We start from the raw sequence: 12,702 nt of genomic DNA, 5'->3' as shown, positions 1-12,702 counted from the left end.
CTATGATGAGTCAGAATCTGAACCTGCGGTATTACCTACAAAAATCCCTGCTTTATTAGTTAATGGATCATCAGGTATTGCGGTGGGTATGGCGACCAATATCCCGCCACATAACCTCACTGAAATCCTTAATGCCTGTATCGCGATTATTGATAATCCTGATGTCACTACACATGAATTAATGGAATATGTGCCAGGACCTGATTTCCCGACATCAGGCATTATCAATGGCGCACGTGGTATTGCAGAAGCCTACCAAACAGGCCGTGGCCGTGTTCACATCCGCGCCCGCGCCGACATCGAAACGAATGAAGCCACTGGTCAGCAGAGTATTGTTGTTAAAGAACTGCCGTATCAGGTCAATAAAGCACGCTTGTTAGAAAAAATTGCCGAGCTTGTTAAAGATAAAAAAATAGAGGGTATTTCTGCCTTACGTGATGAGTCGGATAAAGACGGTATGCGTATGGTGATTGTACTGAAACGCGGTGAAGTGCCTGAAGTTGTACTGAATAATTTGTATCAGCAAACGCAGATGCAAACGGTATTTGGTATCAACATGGTGGCGATTGTTGATGGTCAGCCGCGTACGCTAAATCTGAAAGAAATTTTAGATGCCTTTATTCGCCATCGTAGAGAAGTCGTAACACGTCGTTCGATTTACGATCTAAGAAAAGCACGTGAACGTGCTCATGTATTAGAAGGTTTAGCGACAGCTTTAGCCAATATCGATGAAGTTATCGAACTGATTAAAGCTTCTCCAAACCCGGCTGAGGCGAAAGAAGCTTTAGTGTCTAAGGGCTGGGCATCAGGCATGATTCTGGAAATGCTGGGTGCGGCAGGCGCAGCGGCATCTCGTCCGGAAGACTTAGCAGATGAATTTGGCTTAGTTGATAATCTTTATTATCTGTCTCCGGTGCAGGCACAAGCTATTCTTGATATGCGTTTGCATCGTCTGACAGGTCTGGAACAAGACAAAATTCTGCAAGAGTACCGTGAAGTTCTGGATGTGATTGCTGAATTATTAGCGATTTTGAGCGACCCAGATAATTTGATGGCAGTGATTCGTGAAGAGTTAGTGGCGATTAATGCAGAATACGGTGATGAACGTCGTACAGAAATTCTCGCAAATCATCTTGATTTAACACTGGAAGATTTGATTACCGAAGAAGAAATGGTGGTGACGTTGTCACATGCTGGCTATGCCAAAACACAGCAGCTTGATACCTATCAGGCACAAAAACGCGGTGGTAAAGGCAAAGCAGCAACAGCAATGAAAGATGAAGACTTTATCGAACATCTGTTTATTGCTAACACACACGATACACTTCTATGTTTCTCTAGCGCCGGTAAGGTCTACTGGAAAAAAGTGTATGAACTACCTCAGGGTAGCCGTGCCTCGCGAGGCAAACCTATCATTAATCTATTGCCATTAGAAGAAGGTGAAAAAATTAATGCGGTATTGCCGATTCGTGAATTTGAAGCCGATAAGTTCATCTTTATGGCAACGGCCTCTGGTACGGTCAAGAAAACGCCATTAGTCGATTACTCCCGTCCTCGGGCTAACGGTATTATTGCGGTTGACCTGAAAGAAGGCGACCAGCTAATTGATGTGGCGGTTACCGATGGTCATTCTGATGTCATGTTATTCAGCAATACCGGTAAAGTTATCCGTTTTGCTGAAACAGATGTTCGCTCCATGGGGCGTGTTTCGCGTGGTGTCCGCGGTATGCGCATAGCGGAAGATGAGAAAATTATTTCTCTGATTATTGCTGAAGAAGAGGGTGCTATCTTAACAGCGACAGAGTTTGGTTACGGTAAACGTACTAATCTTGCTGAATACCGTGTTCAGGGTCGTGGTGGACAAGGCATTATCTCAATTCAAACGTCGGCGCGTAACGGTAACGTTGTGGGCGCGGTGCAAGTCTGTGATGAGAATCAGATTATGCTGATTACCAACGGTGGCACGCTAGTGAGAACTCCGGTTAAGGATGTTTCTTTGGTTGGCCGTAACACACAGGGTGTCAGATTAATTAATCTCAGTAATGGTGAGAAACTAGTTGGTCTTGAACGTGTTATCGAAGATGAAGACGAAGATGTCGATTTAGCGATCGACAATGCTGATGATACTGACGAAACGATAGAAGAATAAATTTGAGAGCGTATAACTTTAGTGCTGGTCCTGCGATGTTGCCTGATGCTGTCATGCAAAAAGCACAGCAGGAAATGCTTGATTGGAATGGGACCGGTATGTCGGTGATGGAAATGAGCCATCGCGGACCGGAATATACAAAAATCGCTGAAAAAGCAGAAGCCGATCTGCGTGAATTAATGGGTATTTCTGATGATTATGCCGTGCTGTTTTTACAGGGCGGTGCTTCACTTCAATTCCCTATGATTCCGATGAATTTGCTCCGCGGCAAAAAAACAGCTGACTATCTCAATACCGGCGCCTGGTCTACAAAAGCCATAGCGGAAGCTAAACAATTTTGTCAGGTGAATATTGTTACCGACTCTACGGCAAACCATTTCACTACGATTGCTGATCCTGAACAATGGTCATTATCAAACGATGCTGCTTATGTGCATTACACGCCCAATGAAACCATTCATGGCCTTGAGTTTGCTGACATACCGGATGTAGGTGATATTCCACTTGTAGCCGATTTATCCTCGACGATTTTGTCTCGTCCGATTGATGTATCTAAATTCGGCATGATTTACGCTGGTGCTCAGAAAAATATCGGTCCTGCAGGCTTATGTATCGTCATTATCCGTAAGGACTTACTAGGTGATGTATTGCCGGGTACACCGACTATGCTGAACTATAAAACCCATGCCGATAATGGATCGATGTTTAATACACCTGCCACCTATAGTTGGTATCTGGCTGGCTTGGTCTTTGACTGGCTAAAACAACAAGGTGGGTTAGAGGCCATGGCAGAGTTAAATCAACGCAAAGCAGCCAAGCTTTATGCCGCCATTGATGGCAGTGATTTTTATAGTAATCCGGTTGATATTCGTTATCGTTCTTGGATGAATGTACCGTTTACGCTGGCTGATGATAAGCTTGATAAACAATTCCTTCAGCAAGCCGCTGAACAGAATTTATTGACGCTCAAAGGCCATCGTGATTTAGGTGGCATGCGAGCCAGCATTTATAATGCGATGCCAGAAGATGGTGTTGATGCACTTATCAATTTTATGAATGAGTTTGAGCGTAAAAACGGGTAACTGCTGCCAATGAATGAAAAAGAAGCCTTAGCCAATATTCGTCAAAAAATTGATGATATCGATTTAAAAATTCAACAACTGTTGAATGACAGAGCCGCGATGGCGCAGGAAGTGGCTCGAATAAAAATGGATAGTGGTGAGCAGGCTGACTTTTATCGTCCTGAGCGTGAAGCGATGGTGCTCAGAACAGTGATGGAGCGAAATCAAGGGCCTCTGGCATCAGCAGAAGTGGCACGATTATTTCGTGAAATTATGTCCGCCTGTCTGGCTGCAGAAAAACCTTTGCAGGTTGCGTATCTCGGTCCGGAAGGCTCTTTTACTCAAGCGGCAGCACAAAAGCAGTTTGGTGGTAGTGTTGAGCTACATCCGATGACTACGATTGCTGATGTTTTCCATGCCGTTGAGACATCACATGCTTGTTACGGTGTTGTTCCTGTAGAAAACTCAACGGAAGGAATGGTTTCGCATACTTTAGATCGGTTTATCTCGTCGCCTTTGAAAATTAATGGTGAGGTGACCCTTCGTATTCATCATTATTTGTTAAGTAAAGAGAAAAACCTGGAAGATATCAGCAAAGTCTATGCACATCCACAAGCCATAGCGCAGTGTCGACAATGGTTGATGGAACAGCTTCCGCAAGCGGAATTGGTTCCGCTTAACAGTAATTCCGAAGCCGCTAAACGTGTCGCAGCAGAACCTCAAAACAGTGCAGCCATTGCGGCCAATCGGGCAGCTGATATTTATGGCTTATCCATCTTAGCCAGAAATATTGAAGATGAAGTGGATAACACTACGCGCTTTTTAGTGATTGGCACACAGAATGTTGGCCCATCTGGTGTGGACAAAACCGCGTTATTGGTTGCAACAAAAAACAAACCTGGTGCTTTACAAACCTTGTTAAAACCGCTGGCTGATAACAGTATCAGTATGACCAGAATTGAGTCCAGACCATCCAGAAAGGGGATTTGGGAATATGTGTTTTTTATCGATATTGAAGGGCACATTGACGAACCGGCTGTAGCATCTGCACTCTCTCTATTAGAAAACGAGTCTTCTATGTTTCGTATATTAGGTTCTTATCCAAAGGCAGTTTTATGAGTAAAGAACTCATTTTGGCGAATCCACGAGGTTTTTGTGCGGGTGTTGATCGTGCAATCGATATTGTTGAACGTGCACTGGAATTGTTTGGTGCGCCCGTTTATGTACGCCATGAGGTAGTTCATAATCGCTTTGTTGTTGACGGACTACGAGATAAAGGCGCTATTTTCGTTGAAGAAGTCGACGAAGTACCTGATGGAAATACGCTGATTTTCAGTGCACATGGTGTATCTAAAAAAGTTCAGAGTGAAGGCCGCAAAAGGGACTTAAAAGTATTCGATGCCACTTGTCCATTGGTGACTAAAGTACATATGGAAGTCTCTCGCTATGAGAAACAGAATATGGAATGTATTCTGATTGGGCATGCCGGACATCCAGAAGTGGAAGGCACAATGGGGCAATATACTTCGACAGAAGGTGGAATGTATTTAGTCGAATCTCCAGAAGATGTCGCTAATCTCAAAGTGAAAAATCCACAGCGATTGGCCTTTGTTACCCAAACAACCCTTTCTGTTGATGACACATCCGTGGTAATTGATGCATTACGTGAGCATTTTCCCGACATTATTGGCCCAAGCAAAGATGATATTTGTTATGCCACGCAAAACAGACAGGATGCTGTAAAAAAACTGGCGAATGAATGTGACCTGGTATTAGTAGTAGGCTCCGTGAACAGTTCTAACTCCAATCGTTTGCGTGAATTATCAGAGAAATTGGGGACGCCAGCATATTTAATAGACAATGCAGAGCAAATAGATCCACAATGGCTTGAAAACAAAAATCGAATTGGTCTGACTGCTGGTGCTTCAGCACCAGAGATATTAGTCAACCAAGTCGTTGAAAAACTACGTGACTTAGGTGTTGATTCGTCATACGAAGATGACGGTTTAAAAGAGAACATTGAGTTCTCATTACCCAGAGAACTAAAGATTGATACATCAAGTCTGAAAAAATAAAACAAGGCTGACCATGTCGTTTTTGCCCGTATTTCTTTGGACAGATATTTTAATCTTCTTGCTCCTCACAATAATTGTGGCAGCAGTCATCTATATAAGAAGACGTCCTCATCTGTCTTCGCCTTGGAAATCAGTAATAATGCGAAAACGGGGTATGATCTCCGTGATGATTCTGTCCTGCTACGTGGTTATCGGACTACTGGATTCTTTGCATTATCGCCCCGCCATGGAATCTACAGAACCTTCACAACAAACATATTATTCCTCAGAAGTGTTGAGTGTATTTGATTGGTTGGTTTTACCACTTAAACAGCAAATGGAAAAAACCTATTCCGCGCCGTTTTCAGATCGACTGTTTGTTAAAGAAATACAGACAATGAATGACGGCTCGATTAAATATGATTACCCAAAACTGAAATACGGCGCAGCACATCTTGCTCAAGCAGGGGATAAAAAAGCAGATATTTACCAAACGGTTTTAAAAGCCAGTCTGCTGAGCTTGTTGTTACTGTTTCTGATGTATATTTGTCATGTGGCTGTTGCCTCGCGAGCGAAGCCGAATCAGTTCCCTCGCCAGTTTAAACGTATCTTTCTTAATCAATCTCACTATCCACTCTATACTTTCTATTTCACTGCTTTTTGTCTTCTTTTTGTTGTCCTTAATCTCGCTTTCCTCAGTCAAAATTATCACGTATTCGGCACCGATAAGGTGGGGCAGGATGTGTTATATCAATCCCTGAAAAGTGTTCGCACAGGTTTAGTGATTGGTACCTTAACCACCCTGGTTATGCTGCCGATGGCGATTATGTTGGGTATTGCGGCAGGTTATTTTAGAGGCTGGATAGACGATGTCATTCAGTATATCTATACAACCTTAAATTCGATTCCGGGTGTATTGTTGATTGCCGCAGCCGTTTTAATTCTGCAGGTTTACATGAATAATCATCCTGAGAATTTTAAAACGATTGCTGAGCGTGCAGATATCAGGCTTTTATTTTTATGTATTATTTTGGGGATGACCAGTTGGACGGGGTTATGTCGAATCCTGAGGGCTGAAACCCTGAAGTTACGGGAAGCGGAATATGTGATGGCTTCACGTGCGTTGGGTGCAGGCAGTTTCAGTATTTTACATAAACATATTTTGCCTAATCTGATGCATTTGGTACTTATTGCGGTTGTACTCGACTTTAGTGGTTTGGTTCTGGCCGAAGCTGTGTTGTCCTATGTCGGTGTTGGTGTGGATCCTTCGATGATTAGCTGGGGCAATATGATTAATAGTGCACGGCTTGAAATGGCACGGGAACCCGTGGTTTGGTGGTCTTTAACTGCTGCGTTCATTTCTATGTTTGTGCTGGTTCTGGCAGCTAATTTATTCGCTGATGTTGTTCGTGATGCCTTCGATCCCAGAATGCAGGAGGCAAGATGAGCACGCTATTGGAAGTGAAAGGTTTAAGAACCTGGTTTGGTGATAATAGCGAGCCCTACCGAGCGGTAGATGGCATCGAATTCTGTATTGAAAAAGGCCAGACCTTTGCCTTACTAGGTGAGTCTGGTTGTGGAAAATCGATGACAGCCTTATCACTTTTAAGGCTGAACCCATACCCAGCAAGTCATATTGTTTCAGGCGAAGTCACGTTAGCCGGAGAGGAAATTCTGTCTTTATCTGAAGCAGAAATGGAAAAAATTCGTGGCCGTCGGGTTGCTATGATATTTCAGGAACCACAGAGTTCATTGAATCCGGTGCTGACAGTGGGACAACAGATTGCTGAGGTGTTTCAATGGCACTTCAAGCTGGATAAAAAAGCGATCTATACGCGAACACTCGAATTACTTCACGCTGTTGGTATTCCTGACCCTACTGAACGAATAAATGCTTACCCCCATCAACTATCAGGCGGTATGAAACAACGCGTGATGATTGCCATGGCCTTGGCAGGCGAGCCTGAATTACTGATTGCTGATGAGCCAACTACCGCCTTGGATGTCACCATTCAGGCGCAAATTCTCGACTTGTTAAAAGAGATTCAACAAAAGACGGGAATGGCTATTTTATTAATCACCCATGACCTGGGGGTTGTTGCACAAATGGCGGATCATGTCGCGGTGATGTATGCCGGACAAATTGTTGAGTCGGCTAGCCGAGAGCAATTTTTTAATAATACCCAACATCCATATACTCAGAAACTGTTTGAAGCCTTACCTTCTGAACAGAAACGTGAAGAAAAGTTGACGGTTATTAAAGGCAGTGTGCCAGCATTGAATCGGCAGTTTAAGGCTTGTCGCTTTGCTGAGCGTTGTGACTTAGCCTGGCAACATTGTGAAGACGCTGAACCTCGCTGGATTAACAATAACGATCACGGTGTACGTTGTCATTTGTATGATCCTGATGTGGATGCTGAACATATCCAATCTCAAAAGCAGGTATTTAGCTCACGATTATCTGAAGTTGTACCAGCGAATAATGCCCTTTTACAGGTCAATCAATTAAAAGTGCACTTTCCCATCAAAAAGGGGCTTTTTCAACGCACTGTTGGTGTGGTTAAGGCTGTTGATGATATTACATTGGAGCTGCGTTCAGCTGAAACACTTGCTCTGGTAGGTGAGTCTGGTTGTGGTAAAACAACAGTGGGTAAAGGGATTTTACAGCTTGTCCCCGTGACTTTAGGCAACGTTATTTTTCAGGGACAAAAACTGAACCGTTTATCGAACCGCGCTTTACGTTCAGTTCGTGCATCCATGCAAATTATTTTTCAGGATCCCTTTGCTTCGATGAATCCACGAATGACTATTAGTCATGTCATTAGAGAAGGGATGCTGACTTCGAAGATGAAAGATTCCGCCGCACAAGAGGCAAAAGTGGATGAATTATTAACGAGGGTAGGTTTACGTGCAGATATAAAACACCGCTATCCACACGAATTTTCCGGCGGACAACGCCAGCGTATTTGTATTGCCCGGGCTCTGGCTGCTGAGCCAGATTTAATTATTTGTGATGAGCCCACCAGTGCCTTAGATGTATCTGTACAGGCACAGATTTTAAATTTACTGCGTGATATTCAACATGAGTTCGGCCTATCTTTCTTGTTTATTACTCACAATATTAGTGTGGTCGACTATTTAGCTCATCGTGTTGCGGTTATGTACTTGGGGCGAATTGTTGAGCAGGGTACTCGTGAGGAAGTGTTAAATAGCCCAAAACATCCTTACACCCAAGCATTGCTTGCGGCAGTACCTAAAATTGCGGCGGACACTCATCTGAATAAACAAAAACTGGAAGGTGAACTTCCTTCACCAGCCAATCCACCGAAAGGCTGCCACTTTCATCAGCGCTGTCCACATGTGATGCCCGTGTGCTTAGAGCAATACCCTGACACGACATTACTGAGCCCAACACATAATGTGAAATGTTTTTTATTTGAGGAAAATTATGGATCAACAAACACAAACTGAACTGGAAGCAGCAGCGTTCAGACGTTTACTTGAACATTTACGAGAAAACACCGATGTTCAGAATATTGATTTAATGAATTTGGCAGGCTTCTGTCGTAATTGTTTATCAAAGTGGTATTTAGCTGCAGCAGAAGAAAAACAAATTGATATGGATTACGAAAAAGCGCGTGAACATGTCTATGGAATGCCTTACAGTGAATGGAAAGACAAGTATCAGACTGGACCAAAACAGTAAGGGGTTAAATCCTGTGAGCTCATCTGGATTCTGAATCAGACAGAGCTCGCAGCTTTTCTGCTAACGCCTTGGTATCTGTGTGATGCTCCTCTGTTGGATGAATAGTAGTAATGGTATTAATCGTCTGGCGAATCTGCTGTAAATAATTACGGCAGCAGCTACAGATAACCAAATGTAGAAATAAACCGATACGTTTTCTCAAAGGCAGATCTCCTTCAAGATAGTTGCTGGCTTCTTCTGCTACATCTTTACATTGAAACATCTGCTTATAGTCCTCGGTACTCTTCAATTTTGTGATGCAATGTAGTGCGTGCCCGGTGTAAAAGCACTCTAGCATTAGACGAACTAATATCAAGAATGTTACAAATCTCTGACATTTCTAACCCTTCCATATCATACATAGTTAACATAGCACGCTGATTGGCAGGTAGCTGGCGAAAGCTTGTCTCGATAATAATTCGAAGCTGTTCATTTTCTAATAAGGCGTCTGGCGTGTCTTCATCCCAGGGTAAGACGTCATCTAAACGATGTCCACGTTCATCAAATTTGTCATGTGAAACAGACTCCCAGCCGTCATCAAGCGAAACTTGGCGTTGCTCGCGTTTAAAGCGGGTCTTAGCGCCGTTACTGGTGATTTGTAATAACCAGGTTTTCAGGCTTGAGCGACCCTCAAAGTTAGGTAATGCTTTGATGGCGGACAACCAGGCATCCTGAACAATTTCATCAGCAAATGCTTCACCTACAATGGCTCTGGCTACCGTCAACATCAGACTATGGTATTGCGATACAACATAATCAAACGCTTTTGCATCGCCATTAATTAATTGCTGAATTAAGCTGTGTTCATCGACTGGACTCAGCTTCACATTTTTTTTCATTTTGTTTGTAACAATCCTTTGTGAGGCTCGTCTACTATGCAAGACGGGATGAAAGCCCGTTGGAATTTTAACAACAATAGAAGGAAGTAATCATCATGGCAACATTAAATAAATCATCAATCGCTATTGCATCATTTGCAGCAGGTTTAGCGATGGCACCATCAATGGCCAGTGCAGGTAATAACCCATTTGCGTCGACCGAATTGTCGAGTGGCTATATGCAGCTTGCTGAACACCATGCTGAAGAAGGTAAATGTGGTGAAGCGAAATGTGGTGCTGAGAAAAAAGCTGAAGAAGCTAAATGCGGCGCTGAGAAAAAAGCTGAAGAAGGTAAATGCGGTGCAGAGAAAAAAGCCGAAGAAGCAAAATGTGGCGCTGAGAAAAAAGCCCATGAAGCAAGCTGTGGTGGTAATAAATAAAGTACGCTGAAAGGTCAAATAAGGGCTCATTGAGCCCTTATTTTCTTTAGGAGAACCTCATGTTTTGTCGTCTTTATCAAACAGTCTTTTATCAGTTGAATAAAACCCGTGCTTTGGATTTTATTGCCCCCGTTTTGTTGCGACTATATCTAGCGCCTGTTTTTTGGGTAGCTGCCAACAACAAATGGAATCCGTTTGATGCTGATAGCTCTCTGAATAATACGATTGCCTGGTTTGCTAACCCGGACTGGGGATTGGGTTTACCTTTTCCAGAGGTCATGGCGTATCTAGCCTGGGGGGCTGAATATTTTGGTGCCATTTTTCTGGTTCTAGGTCTGGGAGTCCGCTTAGTGTCTATTCCGCTAATGGTTACGATGATCGTCGCTATGGTCACTGTCCACTGGAAAAATGGCTGGCAAGCAATTCACGACACAATGAGTCCTTTTGCTTCTGCTGATGTCAATGAAGCTATAGAGCGCTTACACAAGGCGAAAGAAATTTTGCAGGAATATGGTCATTATGACTGGTTAACGCAACATGGCAATTTCGTTGTACTGAATAATGGCATTGAGTTTGCGGCAACCTATTTTCTCATGTTGCTCGTTCTATTTTTTATCGGGGCAGGAAACTATTTGAGTGTAGATTACTGGCTGAACAGACGTTGTCAGCAAAGTGGGGAGGGTAAGTAAATGTTTTATAAAAAACAAAAATCTTGGGAAATAGCTGAATCTGAAGTCACCGATTATGAGGTCTATCAAAACCGTCGACAATTTCTTTGTACAAGTCTGGCGGTGGGGTTGGCTGGTGCACTGCCAACAATGGCATTAGCCGATGTGACTGAACAACCGAAGCCCTTCGTTGACGTGAGTAAAAGTCCATTTTCCACCGATGAAGAAAAAACCGATTTTGAGTCCATCACCACCTATAATAATTTTTATGAATTTGGTACATCAAAGCAGGACCCTGCAATCAACGCCACCGCTTTTCCAGATAGCTCTCAACCCTGGAAAGTAGTCATTGATGGTGAATGTGATAAACCCGGCACATACGATTATGAGGACCTGATAAAACCGTTCACGTTAGAAGAACGTATCTACCGAATGCGTTGTGTTGAAGGCTGGTCAATGGTTATTCCATGGATTGGTTTCCCACTGGCAGACTTATTAAAAAAAGCTCAGCCAAACTCCAATGCGAAGTTTGTTGAATTCACTACCTTGTATGACCCTAAACAAATGCCTGGGCAACGGCGTGCTGTGCTTGACTGGCCTTATGTTGAAGGTTTGCGTATTGATGAAGCGATGAATCCTTTGACTTTACTTTCCGTTGGTCTCTATGGCAAAGAGTTATTGGGTCAAAATGGGGCGCCAATACGACTCGTTGTGCCATGGAAATATGGCTTTAAAGGCATAAAGTCAATTGTGCGTATTCGCTTTGTTGAAGAGATGCCTCAGACCGCATGGATGAAAGCTAACGCCAGAGAGTATGGTTTTTATTCGAATGTTAATCCTGATGTCGATCACCCTCGCTGGAGTCAGGCAAAAGAGCGTCGCATAGGGGAGTTTCTGAAACGTAAAACTTTAATGTTTAACGGCTATGGTGAACAGGTGGCAGACTTATATGCAGGCATGGATCTTAAACGTTATTTCTGAACAACGATTGTCAGCGAATACCAAAGCAAATGCCGTAAAGACGTTGTTGTTTATTGTTTGTCTGCTGCCTCTCATTTATCTTGTCTGGGGACTTTTGACGGATAACCTCGGAGCAAATCCTGTGGAAACCTTAACCAGAAGTTCTGGTTTATGGGCCTTACGTTTTTTATTAATTACTCTGTTGGTGTCGCCTATTCGTTGGTATGCCGGCTTAACTGCGATTGTAAAATATCGGCGTATGCTGGGCTTGTATGCATTTTTTTATGCCAGCGTGCATATGCTGTTATATCTCGGCTTGGATCAGCTATTTGATATTCAGGATATCTGGAAGGATATCCTTAAAAGGCCTTTCATTACCGTAGGGTTTATCAGCTTTATACTTTTGTTGCCTCTGGTGATGACATCAACCAACAAAATGATGAAACGACTTGGTGGCAAGCGTTGGAAACGGTTACATCGCTTGACCTATGTAATAGCGACTTTATCCTGCGTGCATTTTCTTATGTTGGTGAAAGCCGATATCCGTGAACCGATCATTTATATGATTCTTCTATCATTTCTCTTCTCCATCAGATTATTTCATTCATTGAATAAAAAAAAGCTGGTCAGCCGCTGAATTTTTTCGCAAACTGCTAAGCAACACCGTGAAGTCGTGGTGTGAACTAACCATAAGTCAGTAAACAAGTTTCTGTTTAAATTCTGTGTCAAGTGGCATTGTATATAGTGGTTTGAGTCATGAATTCAAACAAAAACTGTTACAATGTTCCGCTGTTATTCATCGCGTTA

The 12,702-nt window shown here is 43.1% G+C and carries 13 protein-coding genes; 11 read left to right on the top strand and 2 right to left on the bottom strand.

Annotation, left to right across the window (positions count from 1 at the left end; translation table 11 throughout):
• The 7 genes from gyrA to B2248_RS08415 form a co-directional block, all read left to right on the top strand.
• On the top strand, window positions 1-2,149 hold a 2,149-nt coding region (gene gyrA, locus B2248_RS08445; RefSeq protein ID WP_286722774.1), incomplete at its 5' end, for a DNA gyrase subunit A.
• Between the two features lie 35 nt (window positions 2,150-2,184).
• Complete coding sequence (gene serC / locus B2248_RS08440) at window positions 2,185-3,231, top strand: 3-phosphoserine/phosphohydroxythreonine transaminase (RefSeq protein WP_007144886.1); 1,047 nt, start codon at window positions 2,185-2,187, stop codon at window positions 3,229-3,231.
• A 9-nt stretch (window positions 3,232-3,240) separates the two neighbouring features.
• Complete coding sequence (pheA, locus tag B2248_RS08435) at window positions 3,241-4,329, top strand: prephenate dehydratase (RefSeq protein WP_273180655.1); 1,089 nt, start codon at window positions 3,241-3,243, stop codon at window positions 4,327-4,329.
• The gene (gene ispH / locus B2248_RS08430) at window positions 4,326-5,285 is read left to right on the top strand and encodes a 4-hydroxy-3-methylbut-2-enyl diphosphate reductase (RefSeq protein ID WP_273180653.1); all 960 of its coding nucleotides are present in this window, start codon (window positions 4,326-4,328) and stop codon (window positions 5,283-5,285) included. The genes pheA and ispH overlap by 4 nt, the downstream gene beginning before the upstream one ends.
• A 13-nt stretch (window positions 5,286-5,298) precedes the next feature.
• Window positions 5,299-6,711, top strand: a complete 1,413-nt coding sequence (locus B2248_RS08425; RefSeq protein WP_273180650.1) for an ABC transporter permease — start codon at window positions 5,299-5,301, stop codon at window positions 6,709-6,711.
• On the top strand, window positions 6,708-8,735 hold the full coding sequence (locus B2248_RS08420) for an ABC transporter ATP-binding protein (RefSeq protein ID WP_273180648.1): 2,028 nt from the start codon (window positions 6,708-6,710) through the stop codon (window positions 8,733-8,735). Before B2248_RS08425 ends, B2248_RS08420 begins: the two co-directional genes overlap by 4 nt.
• Window positions 8,713-8,970, top strand: coding sequence for a DUF1244 domain-containing protein (locus B2248_RS08415; protein ID WP_273180645.1), 258 nt, complete (start codon window positions 8,713-8,715; stop codon window positions 8,968-8,970). Before B2248_RS08420 ends, B2248_RS08415 begins: the two co-directional genes overlap by 23 nt.
• Before the next feature lie 19 nt (window positions 8,971-8,989).
• On the opposite strand, the gene B2248_RS08410 is transcribed toward B2248_RS08415, so the two are convergent.
• Entirely contained in the window at window positions 8,990-9,232 is a 243-nt protein-coding gene (locus B2248_RS08410) for a hypothetical protein (RefSeq protein WP_273180643.1), read from the bottom strand.
• Between the two features lie 4 nt (window positions 9,233-9,236).
• The gene (locus B2248_RS08405) at window positions 9,237-9,836 is read right to left on the bottom strand and encodes an RNA polymerase sigma factor (RefSeq protein ID WP_273271181.1); all 600 of its coding nucleotides are present in this window, start codon (window positions 9,834-9,836) and stop codon (window positions 9,237-9,239) included.
• Between the two features lie 107 nt (window positions 9,837-9,943).
• On the opposite strand from B2248_RS08405, the gene B2248_RS08400 reads away from it, so the two are divergent.
• From B2248_RS08400 to B2248_RS08385, 4 genes are read left to right on the top strand one after another with little or no spacing between them, the layout of a single operon-like run.
• A complete protein-coding gene (locus B2248_RS08400) occupies window positions 9,944-10,267 on the top strand; it encodes a hypothetical protein (protein WP_007144894.1) in 324 nt (107 codons plus the stop codon).
• Between the two features lie 59 nt (window positions 10,268-10,326).
• A complete protein-coding gene (locus B2248_RS08395; protein ID WP_273180638.1) occupies window positions 10,327-10,956 on the top strand; it encodes a DoxX family protein in 630 nt (209 codons plus the stop codon).
• Window positions 10,957-11,916, top strand: a complete 960-nt coding sequence (gene msrP / locus B2248_RS08390) for a protein-methionine-sulfoxide reductase catalytic subunit MsrP (RefSeq protein ID WP_273180637.1) — start codon at window positions 10,957-10,959, stop codon at window positions 11,914-11,916.
• Window positions 11,885-12,532, top strand: a complete 648-nt coding sequence (locus tag B2248_RS08385; protein ID WP_273180635.1) for a sulfite oxidase heme-binding subunit YedZ — start codon at window positions 11,885-11,887, stop codon at window positions 12,530-12,532. The genes msrP and B2248_RS08385 overlap by 32 nt, the downstream gene beginning before the upstream one ends.
• The last annotated feature ends 170 nt before the right edge of the window (window positions 12,533-12,702 follow it).

The organism is Methylophaga sp. UBA2012 (assembly GCF_002335235.1).
Classification (GTDB): Bacteria; Pseudomonadota; Gammaproteobacteria; order Nitrosococcales; family Methylophagaceae; genus Methylophaga; species Methylophaga thalassica.
This window is presented reverse-complemented; position numbering and strand designations above follow the sequence as displayed.